This window comes from Streptomyces roseochromogenus subsp. oscitans DS 12.976 (assembly GCF_000497445.1).
Taxonomy (GTDB): Bacteria; Actinomycetota; Actinomycetes; order Streptomycetales; family Streptomycetaceae; genus Streptomyces; species Streptomyces oscitans.
In genome coordinates, this window is sequence record NZ_CM002285.1 from 1,364,213 (window position 1) to 1,384,482 (window position 20,270).

The following is a 20,270-nucleotide window of genomic DNA, read 5'->3' on the forward strand; positions in this document are numbered from 1 at the left end:
ATCTGTTGTCATTCTTCGAATCGTCTGCCACGTCGCACCATGATTCACCTTCGGATGTGACCTACGCGACCGTAAGGAGGGGTTGACGAACGGTGAGAAGAGACACTCTTAAATAGTTTGCGAATCAGGAATAGGGCTGACCCCAGGAGAGTTGAAGGCCGTCAGCCCATGCGGCGCAGCCGGAGGACCGTCGCATCCAGGTCGCCCTTGAGTCCGGTGCGGAGCCCGTGGTGCAGCAGGACAGCACCCCGGTGGACTTCACCCGTTTCACGGCATTCGTACGACGCCGTCGGATCGAGTCCGCGCAGCCGTAGCGCCGGTACGGGCTCGCCGTAGCTCTGCGCCTGGAGCCAGGCCAGGACCACCGCGTCCTCCCCCCGGACGTACTGCACGGCGCTCAGGCCGCCGGCCGGGGGCCGCAGTCGGTGCAGTTCGCCGTGCTGGACGACCGGGCGGATCTGTTTGTAGAGCTGGACCCATTGGCGGGCCTCGGCCAGTTCCTCCTCGGTCCATTCGGTGAGGTCGCCGCCGACGCCGAGTACGCCCGCCATGGCGCTGACGAAGCGGAACCGCAGCGTGCTGACCCGGCCGTTGAGCTGGGTGTTCGGGCTGTCGGTGACCCAGGCGGCCATCACGCGCGCGGGATGGATCTGGCTGAAGCCATGCTGGATGGCGAGCCGGTCGAGCGGGTCGGTGTTGTCGGAGGTCCACACCTGGTCGGTACGGCTCAGCACCCCGAGGTCGATGCGGCCGCCGCCGCCCGAGCAGGACTCGAAGGCGACCGAGGGGTGGGCCGCGCGGAGCCGGTCCAGCAGGGCGTACAGGGCGCGGACGTGGTCCACCCACAGGCGCTGCGGATACGGCTCACCGGGCCAGCCGACGTCGGTGAAGCAGCGGTTGAAGTCCCACTTCACATAGTCGATCGGCGCGCTGGAGAGCAGGGTGTCCAGCTGCTCCCAGAGGTACTCCTGGACGTCCTCGCGGGCGAGGTTGAGGACGAGTTGGTTGCGCAGTTCCGTCCGCTTGCGCCCCGGCTGGTACTGCACCCAGTCGGGATGCGCGCGGTACAGGTCGCTGTCCGGGTTGACCATCTCGGGCTCGACCCAGATGCCGAACTGCATACCGAGGCCGTGCACTTGGTCGGCGAGGGGCTTCAGGCCCTGTGGGAAGCGGTCGGGGTTGGGGGTCCAGTCACCGAGCCCGGCGCGGTCGCTGGTGCGGGCGCCGAACCAGCCGTCGTCCACCACGAAAAGCTCCACGCCGATGCCGGCGGCCCGTCGGGCGAGCGCGAGCTGCTGCTCCTCGGAGATGCCGAAGTTCGTCGCCTCCCAGGAGTTGAAGAGCACCGGCCGGTCCCGCTCCGCGTCCGGGATGACGTACGCGCGCTGGTAGGCGTGCCAGGTGCGGCTAGCGCCGCCGAAACCGCCGCCGCTCCACAGGCCCGCGAAGACGGGGGTGGTGTACGACTCCCCGGGCTGAAGGAGCAGCAGGCCCGAGTCGTCGTAGCCGGCGCCGCCGGTGATCTGCACGCGCGCGTCCGGGAGTTGGGCGACCGCGATACGCCAGGAGCCGGACCAGCCGAGCGCACAGCCGTAGACCTCGCCGCGCTCCTCGGTGGCGTCGGTGTCCAGCGCCACCCAGGGCAGGTGCTGGTGGCCGGTGTGCCCGCGGCGGCTGCCGATGACCTTCTCGCCGTAGGTGAGCGGGGCGGTGGTGAGGCGGGACTCGGCGGCCCAGCGGCCGTGCAGCTGGGACAGCCGCCAGCCGTCGCGGTCGGGCAGGGTCCAGGTGGCCGCGTCGGCTCGCAGCAGCTCCACGCGCGCGTGCGTGTCGTTCGCCACCGTGACCCAGCGCTCGACGACGTCACCGCGCATCCGGTAGTGCAGGGTGACGGCCAGGCCGTCGTCGTCGAAGCGCAGCCGCAACTCGTCCGCCTCCGTGTCGTAGGCCTGGAATCTCCACTCCGTGCCGCGGCGCTCGTCGCTGCGCACGGACAGGGCGGGGCGGACGAAGCGTGGGCCGCCCTCGACGGGGTACTCCTCGCGGCCGTCGAGCGGGGACTCGAAGGGCCAGTAGCCGGGCAGCGGCTCCTTGGCCAGGGCCTGCGCGTCCGCGAGGGCGACACGTGGCCCCCAGTGCAGGTGGAGCAGTTCGTCCGCGTCGGTGAGATGCAGGGCATAACTGCTGGTGGGCCCCGAGAGGAGCCAGGTACGACCGTCTTCGGCGATGTCCACCACGTAAGACCTCACAGGTGTCAACAGATCCGCTCAAGTGCCAACATCATTAGGCCGCGCCGCCGCAGGTGCAATGCCTGTGGACAACTCCTTGCCCGAGGAAACCGGTGTCGTATGGTCGACAGAGCGCCCGCCGACGAGCCGCGACGGCGGGGCCCGACCGGGAGGAGCCCCCGTGACGCAGCAGGTCCCGTCGACCGAACCGGAGCTGGCCGGAGTGCGCAATTTCCGCGACGTTGGCGGACTGCCGACCATGGACGGACGGCGGGTGCGGCACGGGGTGCTGTTCCGCAGCGGACACCTGGCGCACGCGACCGAGGACGATGCGGCATTCCTCACCTCGCTGGGCCTGCACACGATCTTCGACTTCCGCAACGCGGCCGACCAGAAGCTGGAGGGCCCGGACGTCGAGCTGCCCGGCGTGCGGAATGTGAACCTGCCGCTGAGCGACCCGGCGGACGGCGCCGAGTTCTGGAAGATGGTCCGCGACGGCGACCTCGACCAGCTGCGCGGCATCCTCGCCGACGGCAAGGGTGCGACCCGGATGATCGCCTCGTACCGGTCGATCGTCAAGGAGCGCACCACCGAGCACTCCCAGGTCCTGCGCGCGCTCACCGAGGACAGCGTGCCCGCCCTGATGCACTGCGCGGCCGGCAAGGACCGCGCGGGCATCTCCATAGCCGTGACACTCCTCGCGCTGGGCGTGGAGCGCGACGCGATCGTCGCCGACTATCTGGAGTCCAACGCCAAGCACCGGCGCTACAAGGTCCGCCGCAGCGGCAGCACGGAGGGTGCCTACACCCCCGAGGTCATGGAGTTGCTCAGCCCGCTCTTCGACGCCCGCGCCGAGTACCTCCACGCGGCGTTCGAGACCATCGAGCAGACCTGGGGCGGCGTGGACACGTACCTGGAGCAGGGCCTCGCCCTCACCCCGGCTGCCCGCGACCACCTGCGCGAACGCCTGCTGGACTGAGCGGACACGACAGCGCCGGCGTGTCGGGCCTACGCCCGTGAGTTCACCGGCCCGCATCCGCCCGTGATTCCACCGGCCCGGCCGCCTCAGCCCTTCGCGCCCACCGCGAACAGCAAGTACAGGAACCCGGCCAGGACATGGCCGAGGGCGATGTAGATGATCAGGCGGATCCACAGGGAACGGGGGAACTTCGTCTCGAAGTCGCTCATGGCAGCTCTCGGGTCAGCGGCCCCAGGCACAGCGTGGCCGTGGGGCTCTGCAGCAGGGTGTGGACGAACAGCAGCTCGACGCCGTCGTGGTCCTCGGCGGCGAGGCGGTGCGGGGTGAGCGAGTCGAAGTGAGCGCTGTCGCCGGGCCCGAGCAGATGCGCGGTGTCACCGAGGCGCAGCCGCAGCCGGCCCCGCAGGACATAGAGCCACTCCTCGCCGGGATGGACGCGCACGATGTCGCCCTGCGAGCCGTACGGCACCCGCACGCGGAGGGCGTGCATGGCCCGGCCGGGCGCCCCGGCCTGGAAGTACGTCCAGCCGCCCGCCCGGGTCGGCTCCATGTCGCCGGCCCGCACGATCGCGTCCCGGTCGGCGACCGTCTCGCCCAGCAGCTCGGAGACGGTCGTACCGTAGATGCGGGCGAGAGCCAGCAGCATCGGCAGCGACGGCTGCCGCCGGCCTGTCTCCAGCCGGGACAGATGGGCCGGCGAGAGCCCGGCGGCGCGGGCCGCGGCCTCCAGAGTGAGGCCGGCGCGCCGGCGCAGTGCCCGCAACTGCGGTGCGACGGCCGTCAGCTCGTCACCCGGACCCGCCGGTGGGCCGGCGTCTGAGGCGTTCATGCCTTCATTCAGCCCGATGTTTGCCCATTCGGCAATTTTCTTGCCTTAGAGGCAAAGCAGCAAGCTCCCTGCCTTGATAGGCTCGACCCAGGATTTGAACACGTTCAAAAGTGGGGTTCGCATGTCCGCCCGCATCACGCCCGACCGAGCCGACACACCCGCCGTCGCCCTCGGCCCCGTATCCCTCGTGCTGGGGATCGTCGCCGCTGTCGGCGCATGGCCCGCTCTTACGCTCGCCCTGCTCCCGCTGTGCCTCATCGCCGGCGGGCTGGCCGTCACCTTCGGCCTCATGGGCATGTACCACGCCGGCCGCGGCGTCGGCAGCCCATGGACCGCGGCCACGGGAACCGTCCTCGGCGCGGCCGGCCTGACCGCTCCCTTCATCCTCGTCGTCCTGCTCTCCGCCTGACGCTCAGCGGCCCGCCACCGCCTGCTTGATCAGGGTCTTGCCGAAGTCCCACATCAGGCCGCCGCCGCTGTGCGCGTCGTCCATCACGGCGGTGAAGGCGTCCACGAACCGGTCGACATCCGCCTCGTCGATGATCAACGGCGGGATCAGCTTGATCACCTCCAGATGGTCGCCGGAGACCTGGGTGAGGATCCGGTGCCGCTGCAGCAGCGGCACGACGACCATCTGCGCGAACAAGCCCTTGCGCGCCGCCTGCAGCATGGTCCAGCGGCTGCGCAGTTTCAGCGAGGACGGCTTGCCGAACTCGATGCCGATCATCAGGCCCCGGCCGCGGATGTCGGCGAGGAGTTCGTACTTGTCGACCAGCCCGGTCAGCCGGGACTTCAGCAGTTCACCGGTGCTGCGCACACCCGCGACGATCTGCTCGTTCTCCATGGCCGACAGCACGGCGAGGCCGCACGCCATCGCCGGGGCGTTGGAGCCGAAGCTGGCCGAGTGGACCAGAACGCGGTCCATGGACGAGTAGACCTTCTTGAAGATCCAGTCCTTGCCGAGGGTGGCGCCGACCGGGACGTACCCGCCGGACAGCGCCTTGGCCACGCACACCAGGTCGGGTTCGACGCCGTCCTCGTGCTGGTAGGCGTAGAAGTCGCCGGTGCGGCCGAGACCGGTCTGCACCTCGTCGGCGATGAGCAGCGCCTTGTGCCGGTGCAGCAGCTCCTGGGCGGCGCGCAGATAGCCGGGCGGGGCCTCGTGCACCCCCTTGCCCTGGATGGGCTCCACGATCAGGGCGGCCACGTCACCCTTCTTCAACTCCCGTGCCAGGGCGTCGAGATCGCCGAGGGGTACGGCGGTGTCGGGCAGCAGCGGGGCGAAGCCGTCGCGGAAGCCGCCCTCGCCGTTGACCGACAGGGAACCGGTGGTCAGGCCGTGGAAGGCGTGATCGCAGTAGAGGACACGGGGCTTGCCGGTGGCGTACCGGGCGAACTTCAGGGCCGTCTCGACGGCCTCCGTGCCGCTGTTGCCGAAGAACACCCGGTCCAGGTGCGGGCTGTGGGCGAGCAGCCTTTCGGCGAGCAGGCCGGGCAGCGGCTGGCAGTCGAACCGGGTCAGGTCGGCGAGGTTCAGGTCGAGCACGTCGTGCAGCGCCTTGCGGACGACCGGGTGATGGCGGCCCAGGCCCATCACCCCGAACCCGGCGAGCATGTCCAGGTAGTCGTTGCCGTCCGCGTCGTAGAAGTGGGCGCCCTCGGCCCGCTCGTAGACCCTGTCGAAGCCGATGGTGTGCAGCATGCGCGGGAGCTGCGGGTTGAGATACTTCGCGTGCAGCTCGTAGCGTTCGGTACCGCGCTCGGCGAGCAGGGCGCCGAGGTCGAACTCCGTGCTCATTCATTCTCCTTGGCTGTGCCGTCCGCGTCCCTGACGGCCAGGCTCGCGCTGATCCGCCCGGCGATCTCGACGGGCGTGAGACCGATGTCGGCCAGCACCTCGCCGCGCTTGGCGTGGGCGAGGAACTGCTCCGGGATGCCGAACCGCCGTACCGGCACGTCCACGTCGGCGTCGCCGAGGGCCAGCGCCACGGCCGAACCGACGCCCGCGGAGCGGCTGTTGTCCTCCACGACGGCCACCAGCCGGTGTTCGGCGGCGAGGCCCGGCAGCGCGGGGTCGACGGGCTTGACCCACCGGGGGTCCACCACCGTGCAGCCGATGCCGCGGGACGCCAGCAGGTCGGCGGCCTGTAGGCAGACCGGTGCCATCACGCCGACGGCCACCAGCAGCACCTCGGGGCGTTCGCCGCGGTGCAGCACGTCCATGCCGCCGACGTGTCCGATCGCCGGGATGTCCGGGCCGACGGACTCCTTCGGGAAGCGGACCAGCGTGGGCGCGTCGTCCACGGCGACGGCCTCGCGCAGCTGGGCGCGCAGCTGGCCGGCGTCGCGCGGCGCGGCGATCCTGAGGCCGGGGACGACCTGGAGGACGGACAGGTCCCACATACCGTTGTGGGAGGCACCGTCGGCGCCGGTGACACCGGCCCGGTCGAGGACGAAGGTGACCCCGCAGCGGTGCAGCGCGACGTCCATCAGCAGCTGGTCGAAGGCGCGATTGAGGAAGGTGGCGTAGAGGGCGACGACCGGGTGCAGCCCGCCGGTGGCGAGGCCGGCCGCGGAGACGGCCGCGTGCTGCTCGGCGATGCCCACGTCCCACACGCGGCCGGGGAAGCGTTCGGCGAACTTGCCGAGGCCGACCGGGTGCAGCATGGCCGCCGTGATGGCGACGATGTCGTCGCGTTCCTCGCCGATGCGGACGATCTCGTCGCCGAACACCGAGGTCCAGGACGGGCCGCCGGACGGCGCGAGCGGTTCGCAGGTCAGCGGGTCCATCACGCCGACGGTGTGGAAGTGGTCCTCCTCGTGCAGGAGGGCGGGCTCATAGCCGCGGCCCTTCTCGGTGAGGCAGTGGACCAGGACCGGGCCGTGGAAGCGTTTCGCGCGGCGCAGCGCCGACTCGACGGCCTTGATGTCGTGCCCGTCGATCGGGCCGACGTACTTCAGGCCCAGGTCCTCGAACATGCCCTGCGGGGCGAAGGCGTCCTTGAAGCCCTTCTTCGCCCCGTGCAGGGACTCGTAGAGGGTGTTGCCGACGACGGGTGTGCGCAGCAGTACGTCCTTGCCCCAGGCGAGGACCTTCTCGTAGCCGTCGGTGGTGCGCAGGGTGGCCAGGTGGTTGGCGAGGCCGCCGATGGTCGGCGCGTAGGAGCGTTCGTTGTCGTTGACGACGATGATCAGCGGGCGGTCCTTGGCGGCCGCGATGTTGTTCAGCGCCTCCCAGGCCATGCCGCCGGTCAGCGCGCCGTCGCCGATGACGGCGACCACATGGCCCTTCTCCCCCTGCACCCGGTGGGCCTTGGCGAGGCCGTCGGCCCAGCCGAGCGCGGTGGAGGCATGACTGTTCTCGATGATGTCGTGCTCGGACTCCTCGCGCGAGGGGTAGCCGGACAGTCCCCCCTTGCCGCGCAGCTTGGAGAAGTCCTGACGCCCGGTCAGCAACTTGTGGACATAGGACTGGTGGCCGGTATCCCACAGGATGCGGTCGACCGGTGACTCGAAGACCCGGTGGAGCGCGATGGACAGTTCCACCACCCCCAGATTGGGCCCGAGATGACCGCCGGTCCGCGACACCGCGTGCACCAGGAACTCGCGTATCTCCTCGGACAGTTCGCCGAGTTCCGCCTCGGACAGCGCCTTCAGGTCGCGTGGTCCCCGGATGTTCTCCAGAATGGTCACGTGGGCCCCCTCTCGGTCCGTGCTCTACCTCAACTCACTTGTCTGCGGGGCTCGTTCGCTCGGCGATCTTCATCGCCTCCTCGATGAGCGTCTCCACGATCTTCGACTCGGGTACGGTCTTGATGACCTCGCCCTTGACGAAAATCTGCCCCTTTCCGTTGCCCGAGGCAACTCCCAGGTCGGCCTCGCGGGCCTCGCCCGGACCGTTCACCACACACCCCATCACCGCGACCCTGAGCGGCACTTCCATGCCGTCCAGGCCCGCCGTGACCTCCTCGGCGAGTTTGTAGACGTCGACCTGGGCCCGGCCGCAGGAGGGGCAGGAGACGATCTCCAGCCGCCGCTGCCTGAGGCCGAGGGACTCCAGGATCTGGATGCCGACCTTGACCTCCTCGGCCGGCGGCGCGCTCAGCGAGACGCGGATCGTGTCGCCGATGCCCCGGGACAGCAACGCCCCGAAGGCCACGGCCGACTTGATCGTGCCCTGGAACGCGGGGCCCGCCTCGGTGACCCCCAGGTGCAGCGGGTGGTCACAGCTCTCGGCGAGCTGCCGGTACGCCTCGATCATCACGACCGGGTCGTTGTGCTTGACGGAGATCTTGATGTCCGTGAAGTCGTGCTCCTCGAAGAGCGAGGCCTCCCACAGCGCGCTCTCGACCAGCGCCTCCGGGGTGGCCCTGCCGTACTTCTGCAGCAGTCGCCGGTCGAGGGAACCGGCGTTGACGCCGATCCGGATCGGTGTGCCGTGGTCCTTTGCGGCGCGCGCGATCTCCTTCACCTGGTCGTCGAACTGCTTGATGTTGCCCGGATTGACCCGGACGGCGGCGCACCCGGCCTCGATGGCGGCGAAGACGTACTTGGGCTGGAAGTGGATGTCCGCGATCACCGGGATCTGCGACTTTCGGGCGATGGTGGCGAGGGCGTCCGCGTCCTCCTGCGTGGGGCAGGCGACGCGGACGATCTGGCAGCCGGACGCGGTGAGTTCCGCGATCTGCTGCAGGGTGGCGCCGATGTCGGACGTACGGGTCGTCGTCATCGACTGCACCGACACCGGGGCTCCGCCCCCGACCGCCACCGGCCCGACCTGGATCTGCCGCGACAGCCGCCGCGGTGCGACCGGGCGGGCCGGTACCTCGGGAACGCCCAAGGGAACGGCGGTCATCGTGTCACTCCCGGTTTCCGGAGACGGTCTCGCGCATGGCCCGCAGCGACTCCTTCAGGGAGCCCATGGTGGCGAGGACGGCGGTGGGTTCGTAGCCGCAGTGCGCCATGCAGTTGTCGCAGCGCGGGTCCTTGCCGCGGCCGTACTTGTCCCAGTCGGTCTCCTCCAGCAGCTGCCGGTACGTGGGCACGTAGCCGTCGCTCATCAGGTAGCAGGGTTTCTGCCAGCCGAACAGCGAGTAGCTCGGGATCGCCCACGCGGTGCACGGGAAGTCGACCTTGCCCTCCAGGAAGTCCAGGAAGAGCGGGCTCTGGTTGAGCCGCCACTTCGCGCGGTTGCCGCCCGAGAATGCCTTCTTGAACAGTTCCCGGGTCTGCTGGACGCCGAGGAAGTGGTCCTGGTCGGGGGCCTTCTCGTAGGCGTAGGCGGGCGAGAGCATCATCTCGTCGACCTGCAGGTCGTCGTTGAGGAAATTGAGCACCTCGACGACGGTCTGCGGGGTGTCCGTGTTGAAGAAGGTGGAGTTGGTGGTCACCCGGAAGCCGCGCCGCTTGGCCTCCTTGATCGCCTCCACCGCCTCGTCGAAGGTCCCCTCCTTCGCCACCGAGGCGTCGTGCCGCTCCCGCAGCCCGTCGATGTGCACGGCCCAGGCGAAGTAGGGCGAGGGCTTGAACTTGTCCATCTTCTTGCGCATCAGCAGCGCGTTGGTGCACAGGAAGACGAACTTCTTCTTCGCCACCAGCTGCCGCACGATCTCGTCGATCTGCGGATGCATCAGAGGTTCGCCGCCGGCGATCGAGACCATCGGCGCACCCGACTCCAGGACCGCGCCCACGGCCTGCGCCACGGGCATGCGCTGCTTGAGCACGCCCGCCGGGTGCTGGATCTTGCCGCAGCCCTCGCACTTGAGGTTGCACGCGAACAGCGGCTCCAGCTCGACCAGCAGAGCGAACTTGTCGCGCTTCCTGAGCTTCTGTTCAAACAGATACGTAGCGACCTTGATGGTCTGACGCAACGGCATGGCCATCTGGCTCACCTCCGGGGGAGCAACAAAGAACGGTGCCATTCATAAAATGCGGGAAGAACGGAACGAAGAACGCGGAAAGCAGATATTCCACCGCGCACCGTGCCGATCCGGACGAGTTCGTGTTCTGGGGCGTCCACCACCACCCGTACGGCCGCAACCGGGCGCTCGCCGCCGCGGACGGCGGCGAGGAGCGTGGCCGCCGACTCCATGTCGACCGCGAGCGCGCCGGTCGCGAGCAGCTGGGACCGCTCGGGGCCGCGCACCACGTGGTCGGATCCGGTGAGCGGCCCGGTGTGGACCGTGCGTCCGGGCAGCAGGCGCACGAGTTCCTTGACCAGCAGCTCGGTGCCCACGCAGGCGACGGTGCCGCGCGGGTCCCGGGTCTCCTCGGCGACCACCAGGTCGCCGGGATGCATGCCGGGCGCGAGCCCGGCACAGAAGCCGGTGGCCAGTACGGCCGCGTCGGCCAGCGCCGGGCCGGAGAGCTGCCGGGTGACGGACCGTTCCGCCGCACGGGGCCCCATGCCCGTACGGAGGAAGGAAACCGGCCCGTCCGCCCCGCCCCTGTCCCCCGTGCGCAGGGCCAGATGCTCGATGCCGAGCGCGCAGGCGATCAGCAGCGGGGCAGCTGCGGGCTGGTTGGTCAATTCAGCTCACCTTGGCCTCGGCCTGCGGTTTCCTCGCGAGCAGATCGCGCTCGAAGGGGTCGCCGTGCAGATACCGGCCGAGCGCGGTGAGCGGGAAGACCTGCCGGTACAGGTGGTAGTTGATGGAGAAGTCCCAGGGGAAGCCGGTTCCGGTGAAGTACGGCTCGTCCCAGGTGCCGTCCTCCCGCTGGGTGTCGGCCAGCCAGCGGATGCCGCGCTCGACGGCCTTGGAGTCCTGCTCCCCGGCCGCGAGCAGCGCCATCAGCGCCCACGCGGTCTGCGAGGCGGTCGAGGTGCCCCGGCCGCTCCACTCCTTGACGTACCTGTAGGAGCGCAGGTCCTCGCCCCAGCCGCCGTCGTCGTTCTGCACGCTCTCCAGCCAGGCCACGGCCCGCCGGATCGCCGGGTGCGAGCCGGGCAGACCGGCGGCGGTCAGTGCGGGGACGACCGACCCGGTGCCGTAGACGTAGTTGACGCCCCAGCGGCCGAACCACGAGCCGTTCGGCTCCTGTTCGGCGAGCAGCCACTCGATGCCGCGCCGGGTGCGCGGGTCGTGTGCGAGTCCCTCGGCGGCGAGCATCTCCACGACGTGCGCGGTGACGTCCGCCGACGGCGGGTCGATGACCTCACCGAAGTCGCAGAACGGCAGCCGGTTCGGGAACGGGCTGGTGTTGTCGACGTCGAAGGCGCCCCACGCGCCGTTCTTCGACTGCATCCCCAGGTTCCAGCGCACGGCGCGCCCGATGGCCCGGTCCACGCGCTCGGGGTCGTGGTGCCGGACCCGGCGCAGTGCGAGGGCGACCTCGGCGGTGTCGTCGATGTCGGGGTAGTTGTCGTTGTGGAACTCGAACGCCCAGCCGCCCGGCGGCAACCCGGGACGCTTGACGGCCCAGTCGCCGGGCCGCACGATCTCCTCGCCCAGCATCCAGTCGGCCGCCCTGACCAGTTGCGGATGGTCGGCGGGCAGCCCGGCGTCGATGAGCGCGATGGTGGCGAGACAGGTGTCCCACACCGGGGACTGGCAGGCCTCGATCATCCGGGCACCGTCCTTGCGCCAGACGGCGAAACGGTCCAGCGAGGCGAGGCCCTCGCGCATCACGGGATGTTCGAGGTCGTAGCCGAGCAGGTGCAGGGCGATGACCGAGTACACGGCCGGGGGCTGGATGCCGCCCCAGCAGCCGTCGTTCTCCTGCCGCTCGATGATCCAGCGGGCGGCGGAGTTCATCGCCGCCCTGCGGAGCCGGCGTGGGACGACCTTGCGGAACTGGTGCAGCGCCTTGTCCAGACGCTGGAAGGCACCGTCCCAACTGGCCACCGGAGCAAGCGGCTTGGCCGGGTTGGGGTCGGCCGGGTCGCTGTGCAGCTCGTCCAGCGGGAAGGGCGCGGGGCGCACCGGGCGCTTGGCCGAGACGATGGTCAGCGGCACGATGGTCTGCCGGGCCCAGCAGCCGAAGTCGTAGATGTTGAGCGGCATCCAGGCCGGGAAGTAGATGAGCTCCGGCGGGAGTTCGGGCAGGTCCTCCCATTTCCACCAGCCGAACAGGGCGAGCCAGATCCGGGTGAACACCCGGGAGGCGGCGATACCGCCGCGCTCGCGGATCCAGGCGGAAGCTTTCGCCATGTGCGGGGCGCCGGGCGTGTCGCCGGCCAGGCGCAGGGCGACGTAGGCCTCGATGGTGGCGGACAGTTCGCCGGGCCCGCCGTAGAAGGTCGCCCAGGTGCCGTCCTCGCGCTGCTCGCCGCGGATGAACATCGCGGCGGCCCGCGTGGTCTTCTCGTCGCGGATTCCCAGGAACTGACGGAGCAGCAGGTCCTCGGCGTCCATCGTGACGTTGGTCTCCAGGTCGCCCTTCCACCAGCCCTGGGCGTCCTGCCGCGCGAGCAGGAAGTCGGTGGCGCGCCGCGCGGCGCGAGCGGCGGCTTCTGGTACCCCGGCCGTCTCGGGGGCGGTGTCGGTGGTGTCGCTGGCCGCGGCAGCGCGGGTCGGCACAGTCGCCCCGGTGCTTCCGTCGGTCGTCGCTGTCATGGCTTCCCCTTCGTGCAGTCGTGCGAGTCGTGCTGCTGTGGGTCCGCCGTCGGCCGGTGTCCGCGGGTGCTGCGGCACCGGCCGGCGACTACGCGAGTGTTCGACCGATAGTGATCATCTCTTTCGTACGACGACGAAGTCGGCGAGCGCCGTGAAGGAGTCCCGTACGCGGTCGGGCATGTCGATGGCGTCCAGGGCTTCGATGGCGATGATGTGCTGACGGCGTGCTTCTCCGGCCGTCCAGTCGCGGCCGCCGGCCTGCTCGATGAGGGCCGCGCGGGCCGCGAACTCCTCCTCGGAGAAGTTCTCGAAGTCGCTGCTCTTGGCGTCCGCGGCGAGGATCTCGCCGAGCTGCTCGGACGCGGGGCCGCCGGCCGCGAGTGCGGCGACGACCGGCAGGGACTTCTTGCGCTGGCGCAGGTCGCTCCAGGTCTGCTTGCCGGTGGCCTCCGGGTCGCCCCAGATGCCGAGCAGGTCGTCGACGGCCTGGAAGGCGAGGCCGAGGTGGTAGCCGTACTTCTCCAGCGCGTCGGCGGTGGCGTCGTCCGCGCCGCCGAGAACCGCGCCGATGGAGCTGGAGGCCGCGAGCAGCGCGCCGGTCTTGTTGCCCTCCATCTCCAGGCACTCCTCGACGCTGACGCGGTCGCGGTGCTCGTAGGAGATGTCCTGTGCCTGACCGTCGATCAGGGCCCGGGTGGCGGTCGTCAGGCGGCGGGTGGCGCGGCCGGCCTCGACCGTGCCGAGCTCCAGCAGCACCTCGTTGGCGAGGGCGAACAGGGCGTCGCCGACCAGGATCGCCTGGGCGGGGCCGTGCACCTTCCAGACCGTGTCGCGGTGCCGGCGCTGCTCGTCGCCGTCCATCAGGTCGTCGTGCAGCAGCGAGAAGTTGTGGACGAGTTCGACGGCGACGGCGCCGGGGATGCCCACCTCGGGCGCGGCACCGGTGACCTGGGCGGAGAGCACGGCGAGCGCGGGGCGCACCGCCTTGCCGCCGTCGCCGTCGGCCGGGTTGCCGGCGGCGTCGATCCAGCCGAAGTGGTAGGCGGCGACGGTGTCCATGGGAGACGCCAGCCGGTCTACGGCCGCACGCAGGACCGGAGTGGCCAGGGTCCGGCCACGCTCCAGCAGCGCGGTCACGTCCACCGCGGCCCGTGGGACGGGCGTCGAGGCCGGGGGCACAGTGGGCACAGTCTCTCCTCTTGTTGCGGTACCGGGGGTGCGGGGGCCTGCCGCAGCCTCAAGGGGCATCAGGCCGCCTCCTCGAACTCGAAGAGATGGCGGGGGCGGGGCCGGCCCAGGGTGCTGAGGGCGGCGTCGGCCGCACTCACTCCACTGCGGACCGCACTCTCCATGGTCGCGGGCCACCCGGTGGCGGTCCACGCTCCGGCCAGGTACAGGCCGGGGGCATTGGTGCGGGCGCCGGGCCGCAGCCGCCCGACGCCGGGGACGGGGGCGAACGTGGCCGTGCGCTCCCGGGTCACGAAGAAGTCCCGCACCTCGGCGCCCCGGGTGCCCGGGATCAGCCGCTCCAGCTCGGGCAGATAGCGCTCGCGCAGGTCGGCGACCGGCAGGTCGATCTCGTCCTGTGCGGCCGACTGGGACAGCGCGAGGTACTGGCCTGCGCCGAGACCGGAGGCGTCGGTGCGGTCGAAGACCCACTGCACCGGGGTGCCGAGGGCCGCGAAGAAGGGGCGTGCGAGCACCTTGCGGTCGTAGACGACATGGACGTTGAGGATCGGGGCGGTGCCGATCCCCAGCAGTCGCTCAGGGGCGTCGAGGGCGCCGGACGGCAGCAGGCCGTGGGCCTCGCGCTGGGGTACGGCGAGGACGACGGCGTCGGTTTCGAGGCGCTCGCCGGGAACCTGAACGCTCCAGGTGCCGTTTTCGTTGGTAGAGACGGAGGTGACGCGTGTACGGACCTCGGTACGGACGCCCGCGGAGTCGAGCGCCTTGCGGGCCAGCCGGTCATGCAGTTCGCCCAGCGGGACGCGGGCCCAGCCGATGTCGGCCGCGCCCGGGTCGGACAGCAGACCGGTCTTGAACACCATCGCGGCGAGCCCCAGCGAGGCGTCGCCCGCGACCGCGTTGAGGGTGGCGACCCCGACCAGGTCCCACAGGGCCTCGACGGCGCGCGCCGACTGGCCGTGCGCTGCCAGCCAGCTGCCGAAGTCCTGGGTGTCCAGGGCCGGATCGGCGAGGTCGAGCCCCTTCAGCGCGAGCGCGGCCCGCCCGACCGCGGCGCGCTCGGCGAGCGAGAGGTGCGGATAGGCGGCCAGGCTGCGCCCCAGGTGGAGCGGGACGGGCAGCGGGTCGCGCCGCAGCCGGCCGAGCCGTCTGCCCTCGGGCTTGGCGACGTCGACGACGGGCACGTCCAGGCGGTCCTGCAGCGGTGCCAGCGCCGCGCCCTCGATCCGGTCGAGGAACCAGCGGTAGGCGGTGCAGCAGCGCAGGTACACATGCTGGCCGTTGTCGACGGTCAGCTCGCCGCGCTGAAAGGAGAAGGCGAGGCCGCCCAGCCTGGGCCTGCCTTCGAGCAGGGTGACACGCACGCCTGCGTCGGCGAGCGCGAGCGCCGCGGTGATCCCGGCGAGCCCGCCGCCGACCACGACGGCGCCGCGGCCTGCCGCGCCCTCGTCTCGCGCGGTGCCGTGCGCCGGTGCGGGGCGCGAGCCGTCGCTCATCGTGCGTCCTCCCGTGGGTGCCGAGCGTGCAGGTTGAACGGTGCACGGTCGGCCGTCGCAGTCAGGGACGCCACGCCGCAGCGCAGGGTTGCCTGCCGCTTGTCTCTCGGTTCGGGAAGGTCCATCAGGCGCGCCTCCTGACGGACCGGGGTGAGACATGGCGGGTCACATGCCGGGTGTCCAGCCCGGACAGGCCGCGTACGGCGACGTAGGCCTTCTCCCTTCCGGGCAGCGAGACCCGGCCGCGCAGCACGGCCTCAGGGTCGCGCTCGATTCGGTCCAGCAGCCGGCGGTAGATACCGGCCATGGCGGCGACGCACGCGCCGCTGCGCCGGTCGAGCATGGGCAGCAGCCGGTAGCCCTCGGCGAAAAGGGCGCGGGCGCGCCGCACTTCGAAGTGCACGAGGCCCGCGAAGTCGGAGCCCTCGGGTGGAGTCGGCCCGTCGAACCCGGCCGAGCAGCCGAACTTGGCCAGGTCGTCGGCGGGCAGATAGGTACGGCCGCCCTCGGCGTCCTCGCGGACGTCTCTGAGGATGTTGGTCAGCTGCAGCGCGAGCCCAAGGGTGTCGGCGTACTCGGAGGCGCGCTCGGCGCCGCGCGCTCCCGGTTCGGTGCCGAACACGCCGAGCGAGATCCGGCCGATGGCACCGGCGACACACCGGCAGTAGACCTTCAGGTCGTCCCAGGTCTCGTAGGTCTCGCCGCGCACGTCCATCTGAACGCCGTCGATCAGCTCGTCGAGGCCGCCGAGCGGGATCGGGAAAGCATGTGCGGCATGGGCGAGGGCGACCGCGACCGGATCGGTGTCGTCCTCCTCGACCTCGCCGTCCCGGACCCGCGCGAGCAGCGCCCTGGTGTCCTCGAGCCGCTTCAGCTTCACCCCGCCGGCCAGGTCGCCGTCGCCGATGTCGTCCACGCGCCGGGAAAAGGCGTACAGCGCCGACATGGCGCGGCGCTTGGGCGTGGGCAGCAGCCGGATGCCGTAGGCGAAGTTGCGGGCCTGCTGCCCGGTGACGGTCTCGCAGTAGCTGTAGGCGGCGAGTACCGGTGCGGACACGTGTGACGGAGAATCCACGGTCCGGATCACCCCTCTCCTCGCAGGATCACGCCCGCCTCACGCAGCAACTGGACCTTGCCGGGTCGGGGCGGGCCGGGAAGTACGTCGTATTCGGCGGCGGCGATCGCCCGGATCGCCGCCCTTCCCCCCGCCACGAACCCCGCGAGCAGCAGCTTCAATCTGCCGTGGACGCTACCCACCAGGGGGGCGCCTTCATTCAGCAGATCGCGGGCGCGTTGTGCTTCGTATGCAACCAGGGCGCGCACCGATGCGCCTGCGGTTTTTGCGCCAAGATCCGTTTCCTGGACGTGAAAGCGCTTCATATCCTCGGCCGGGAGGTAGATCCGGTCCCGGCCGAGATCCTCGGCGACGTCCTGGAGGTGTTCCACGATCTGCAGGGCGGTGCAGATCGCGTCGGAGAGGCGGATCCGCTCGGGGGTCGAGGTGCCGCTGACATCGAGGACGAGGCGGCCGACGGGGTTGGCGGAGAGTTCGCAGTAGGCGAGGAGGTCGTCGTAGGTCTCGTACCGGGTGACGAGCTGGTCCTGGCGGTTGGCGGCGATCAGGCCGAGGAAGGGTTCGGGGGTGAGGGAGCGGCGGCGGACGGTGGGCTGCAGCCGGCGCAGCAGCGGATGGCTGGGGGTGCCGTCGAAGACATGGCGCAGGTCGGCCTCGAAGGCGTCGAGGAGGAGCAGACGGTCCTCGGCCTCGGCGGGAGACACGCCGAGCGCCCGGGCGTCGGCGCCGCCGGGGGCGAGGTCGCCGTCACCGATGTCGTCGACCAGACGGGCGAAGCCGTAGACGGCCATGAGGTCGTCGCGCCACGCCCGGGGCAGGAAGAAAGGGGCCACAGGAAAGTTCTCGCTAGTGGCTTTGTCCAGGGTGGCGCGTTCCAGGTGAGGCGCCGTCTCGGTGGCCGTCATCGGGCGCTGCCCGGGGCGGGGACGGCACATGCTGCGTTGAGCTGGGGAGTTTCCGTAGCCATTGCCGTCACATCTCCCGTTCTACACTGCCGACCCAATACACACTATTTCGGACACGCCGCCCGGTAATGCGCGGGGTCGCCCTGGCGCAGGGTGTCGCGCATTATCGCCCCACTTGCCGCTTTCCGGCACCGGTACAGCTTACGTTGTACAACCCGGCATGGTCCGTCGGGGTGTCCTGCGCATCACAACAACACACCGATTGGTTCCAAGATTCCTGACACAGGCCGGAGTTGACGGTTCCGTTACAGACGCGGGGACCCGCCGGACGACTTCCGGTAGAGCCTTGGCCGAAACGGGCTACTTGCCCGTGAACTTCTCGTACTCCTTCAAAACCTCTTCGGTCGGTCCGTCCATGCGCAGCTCGCCGCGTTCCAGCCACAGGACACGGTCACAGGTGTCACGGATGGACTTGTTGTTGTGGCTGACCAGAAACACCGTGCCGGCCTCCTTGCGCAGTTCCCGGATGCGTTCCTCGGAGCGCTTCTGGAACTTGCGGTCACCGGTGGCGAGCGCCTCGTCGATCATGAGGACGTCGTGGTCCTTGGCTGCGGCGATGGAGAACCGCAGCCGGGCCGCCATGCCGGAGGAATACGTCCGCATCGGCAGGGTGATGAAGTCGCCCTTCTCGTTGATGCCCGAGAAGTCGACGATGTCCTGGTAGCGCTCCTTGATCTGCTCCCGGGACATACCCATGGCGAGACCGCCGAGGATCACGTTCCGCTCGCCGGTCAGGTCGTTCATCAGGGCCGCGTTCACGCCGAGCAGCGAGGGCTGGCCGTCGGTGTAGACCTCGCCCTTCTCCGCGGGCAGCAGACCGGCGATGGCGCGCAGCAGCGTGGACTTGCCGGATCCGTTGGAGCCGATCAGGCCGATGGCCTCGCCGCGGTAGGCGACGAAGGACACCCCGCGCACGGCGTGCACCCTGCGCACCCCGCGCTCCCCGCCGCGCTTCATGATCCGGCTGAGGGCGGCGGTCGCGCTGCCCTTGCCGGTCTTGGCGCCGTTGACGCGGTAGACGATGTGCAGCTCGTCCGCGATGACCGTCGGGCGGCGTTCCTCCGGAGCTTCGGTGGCCTGCCCGGCGTTCCGCTCAGCCACGGCCGTACCTCTCCTCCGCCTGCCAGAAGTACACGAAACCGCCGGCGAAGACGAGCACGGCCCAGAACAGTGCGATGGCCCACACATGCGGCGGCAGGTTCGCGGCGCCGTAGCCGTCGATCAGCGCGTAGCGCATCAGGTCCATGTAGACCGCGGCCGGGTTGACCTGGAGCAGCCGGACGGCGATCTCGGAGCGGCCCTCCATCATCTTGCTGATGGAGAACATGACGCCGGAGGTGTACATCCAGGTGCGCAGGATGAACGGCATCAGCTGGGCGAGGTCCGGGGTCTTGGCGCCCATGCGGGCCACGATCAGCGCGAGCCCGGTGTTGAACAGGAACTGCAGCAGCAGGACGGGCACGATCAGCAGCCAGGCCGGGCTCGGATAGCTGCCGAAGCCGATCGCCACGACGAACATCACGATCATCGAGAAGAGCAGCTGCTGGAGCTGCTGCAGCGAGAAGGAGATGGGCAGCGAGGCGCGCGGGAAGTGCAGGGCGCGCACCAGGCCCAGGTTGCCGGAGATCGCGCGGACGCCCGACATGACGGAGCTCTGCGTGAACGTGAAGACGAACACCCCCGTGACCAGGAACGGGATGTACACGTCCTGAGACAGGCCGCGGCTCGCATGCAGGATCACGCCGAAGATGAAGTAGTACACGGCCGCGTTGAGCAGCGGGGTCGCCACCTGCCACAGCTGGCCGAGCTTGGCCTGGCTGTACTGCGCGGTGAGCTTCGCCTGGGAGAAGGCGAGGATGAAGTGGCGTCGCCCCCACAGCCGGCGGACGTACTCGGCGAGTGAGGGACGGGCGCCGCTGACGGCGAGCCCGTACTTGGCGGCGAGCTGCGCGGCCGTCAGTCCCTCGTCGGGCGGCGGTATCGCGCTCTTCGCGACACCGCCGTCATGGGTTGTGTGACTCACGAGTGGAAATCCGGACTCTCTTGGTAAGAAGCTTGCTCTCTTCAGGTAAGAGAAGCTTCTCAGATCACCGGAGGCCGGCCCAGCCGGGTCAGCCGCCACACCGTGCGCCAGCGCATGGGACGTCGCGGGCCGCACGCCGTGGTCCAGCCCTCGCGGAATCCGCCGAACCACGCCCTCAGGGCCGGCCGGGACGGGCGGCGCAGCAGCGTGAGCAGCATCCAGACCCCGAGATACACCGGGACCAGGGGGGCGGGGAGGTTGCGGCGGGCCAGCCAGACCCGGTTGCGGGCGACCATGCGGTGGTAGACCGCGTGCCGCGAGGGCGCGGTGGTCGGGTGGTGCAGCACCATGTCGGACCGGTAGTCGATCATCCAGCCGGCGTCGAGGGCCCGCCAGGCCAGGTCGGTCTCCTCATGGGCGTAGAAGAACTCGTCCGGCAGGCCGCCGACCTCGGCGAAGACCCGGGTGCGTACGGCGTTGGCGCCACCGAGGAAGGTGGTGACCCGTGAGGAGCGCATCGGGTCGGAGGCGCGCAGCCGGGGTACGTGCCGACGCTGGGTCTCGCCGGTGTCGGGGTCGGCGATGCGGAAGCTGACGATGCCCAGCTCGGGGTCCGCGGCGAAGGCCTCGCGGCACAGCTCGGCGGTGTCGTGGCGGGCGAGCAGGCCGTCGTCGTCGAGGAAGAGCAGTATGTCGACCTGGCGGCCACTGGGCCCGAAGGCCTCTATGCCGACGTTGCGGCCGCCGGGGATGCCCAGGTTCTCGGGCAGCTCCACCGTCCGTACACCGTCGGGGACGTCCGGGACGGGCGAGCCGTTGCCGACGACGACCACCTCGACCGGGTCGCCGTCCTGCTTGGCGACCGAGTCGATGAGGGCCCGCAGCTCCTCGGGCCGGTTGCCCATGGTGATGATGACGGCGCCGACCTTCACGGC

At 70.3% G+C, this 20,270-nt stretch carries 19 protein-coding genes; 2 read left to right on the forward strand and 17 right to left on the reverse strand.

Translation table 11 applies throughout. The features are described 5' to 3' along the window. Positions 1-161: 161 nt before the first annotated feature. Positions 162-2,237: an alpha-galactosidase gene (locus M878_RS56165; RefSeq protein ID WP_023545287.1), complete on the reverse strand. Its 2,076-nt coding sequence runs from the start codon at positions 2,235-2,237 to the stop codon at positions 162-164. A gap of 172 nt (positions 2,238-2,409) precedes the next feature. Between M878_RS56165 and M878_RS56170 the strand changes: the two genes are divergently transcribed. Continuing rightward, positions 2,410-3,207 carry a tyrosine-protein phosphatase gene (locus tag M878_RS56170; protein ID WP_023545288.1) on the forward strand — a complete coding sequence of 266 codons (798 nt, stop codon included), beginning with the start codon at positions 2,410-2,412 and terminating at the stop codon, positions 3,205-3,207. Between the two features lie 86 nt (positions 3,208-3,293). On the opposite strand, the gene M878_RS56175 is transcribed toward M878_RS56170, so the two are convergent. Then, on the reverse strand, positions 3,294-3,416 hold the full coding sequence (locus M878_RS56175; protein ID WP_023545289.1) for a DUF6126 family protein: 123 nt from the start codon (positions 3,414-3,416) through the stop codon (positions 3,294-3,296). Then, entirely contained in the window at positions 3,413-4,036 is a 624-nt protein-coding gene (locus M878_RS56180; RefSeq protein ID WP_023545290.1) for a helix-turn-helix domain-containing protein, read from the reverse strand. Before M878_RS56180 ends, M878_RS56175 begins: the two co-directional genes overlap by 4 nt. A gap of 121 nt (positions 4,037-4,157) precedes the next feature. Between M878_RS56180 and M878_RS56185 the strand changes: the two genes are divergently transcribed. Beyond that, complete coding sequence (locus M878_RS56185) at positions 4,158-4,445, forward strand: hypothetical protein (RefSeq protein ID WP_023545291.1); 288 nt, start codon at positions 4,158-4,160, stop codon at positions 4,443-4,445. Positions 4,446-4,448: 3 nt separating this feature from the next. Here M878_RS56185 and M878_RS56190 read toward each other — a convergent pair whose 3' ends face one another. The 14 genes from M878_RS56190 to M878_RS56250 all read right to left on the reverse strand — a co-directional run bounded on the left by M878_RS56190 (position 4,449) and on the right by M878_RS56250 (position 20,267). Next, entirely contained in the window at positions 4,449-5,834 is a 1,386-nt protein-coding gene (locus tag M878_RS56190) for an aspartate aminotransferase family protein (RefSeq protein WP_023545292.1), read from the reverse strand. Continuing rightward, positions 5,831-7,729, reverse strand: coding sequence for a 1-deoxy-D-xylulose-5-phosphate synthase (gene dxs / locus M878_RS56195; protein ID WP_023545293.1), 1,899 nt, complete (start codon positions 7,727-7,729; stop codon positions 5,831-5,833). Before dxs ends, M878_RS56190 begins: the two co-directional genes overlap by 4 nt. A 34-nt stretch (positions 7,730-7,763) precedes the next feature. Beyond that, a complete protein-coding gene (gene ispG, locus M878_RS56200; protein WP_023545294.1) occupies positions 7,764-8,891 on the reverse strand; it encodes a flavodoxin-dependent (E)-4-hydroxy-3-methylbut-2-enyl-diphosphate synthase in 1,128 nt (375 codons plus the stop codon). Between the two features lie 4 nt (positions 8,892-8,895). Continuing rightward, the gene (gene hpnH / locus M878_RS56205) at positions 8,896-9,918 is read right to left on the reverse strand and encodes an adenosyl-hopene transferase HpnH (RefSeq protein WP_023545295.1); all 1,023 of its coding nucleotides are present in this window, start codon (positions 9,916-9,918) and stop codon (positions 8,896-8,898) included. A 5-nt stretch (positions 9,919-9,923) separates the two neighbouring features. Continuing rightward, positions 9,924-10,565: a phosphorylase family protein gene (locus M878_RS56210; protein ID WP_023545296.1), complete on the reverse strand. Its 642-nt coding sequence runs from the start codon at positions 10,563-10,565 to the stop codon at positions 9,924-9,926. 1 nt (position 10,566) lies between these two features. After that, entirely contained in the window at positions 10,567-12,591 is a 2,025-nt protein-coding gene (shc, locus tag M878_RS56215) for a squalene--hopene cyclase (protein WP_023545297.1), read from the reverse strand. A 114-nt stretch (positions 12,592-12,705) separates the two neighbouring features. Beyond that, complete coding sequence (locus M878_RS56220; RefSeq protein ID WP_078630204.1) at positions 12,706-13,839, reverse strand: polyprenyl synthetase family protein; 1,134 nt, start codon at positions 13,837-13,839, stop codon at positions 12,706-12,708. Continuing rightward, the gene (hpnE, locus tag M878_RS56225) at positions 13,839-15,272 is read right to left on the reverse strand and encodes a hydroxysqualene dehydroxylase HpnE (RefSeq protein WP_023545299.1); all 1,434 of its coding nucleotides are present in this window, start codon (positions 15,270-15,272) and stop codon (positions 13,839-13,841) included. Before hpnE ends, M878_RS56220 begins: the two co-directional genes overlap by 1 nt. Continuing rightward, on the reverse strand, positions 15,269-15,397 hold the full coding sequence (locus tag M878_RS000000101750) for a DUF6380 family protein (protein WP_425347890.1): 129 nt from the start codon (positions 15,395-15,397) through the stop codon (positions 15,269-15,271). The genes hpnE and M878_RS000000101750 overlap by 4 nt, the downstream gene beginning before the upstream one ends. Next, positions 15,397-16,359: a presqualene diphosphate synthase HpnD gene (gene hpnD / locus M878_RS56230; RefSeq protein WP_031224275.1), complete on the reverse strand. Its 963-nt coding sequence runs from the start codon at positions 16,357-16,359 to the stop codon at positions 15,397-15,399. The genes M878_RS000000101750 and hpnD overlap by 1 nt, the downstream gene beginning before the upstream one ends. Next, on the reverse strand, positions 16,356-17,252 hold the full coding sequence (gene hpnC / locus M878_RS56235; protein WP_023545301.1) for a squalene synthase HpnC: 897 nt from the start codon (positions 17,250-17,252) through the stop codon (positions 16,356-16,358). The genes hpnD and hpnC overlap by 4 nt, the downstream gene beginning before the upstream one ends. A gap of 360 nt (positions 17,253-17,612) precedes the next feature. Next, positions 17,613-18,413 (reverse strand): ABC transporter ATP-binding protein, encoded by an 801-nt coding sequence (locus M878_RS56240; protein ID WP_023545302.1) that lies wholly within the window; start codon positions 18,411-18,413, stop codon positions 17,613-17,615. After that, positions 18,406-19,335 (reverse strand): ABC transporter permease, encoded by a 930-nt coding sequence (locus tag M878_RS56245; protein ID WP_023545303.1) that lies wholly within the window; start codon positions 19,333-19,335, stop codon positions 18,406-18,408. The genes M878_RS56240 and M878_RS56245 overlap by 8 nt, the downstream gene beginning before the upstream one ends. A 59-nt stretch (positions 19,336-19,394) precedes the next feature. After that, positions 19,395-20,267 (reverse strand): glycosyltransferase family 2 protein, encoded by an 873-nt coding sequence (locus M878_RS56250; protein WP_023545304.1) that lies wholly within the window; start codon positions 20,265-20,267, stop codon positions 19,395-19,397. Positions 20,268-20,270: the final 3 nt, after the last annotated feature.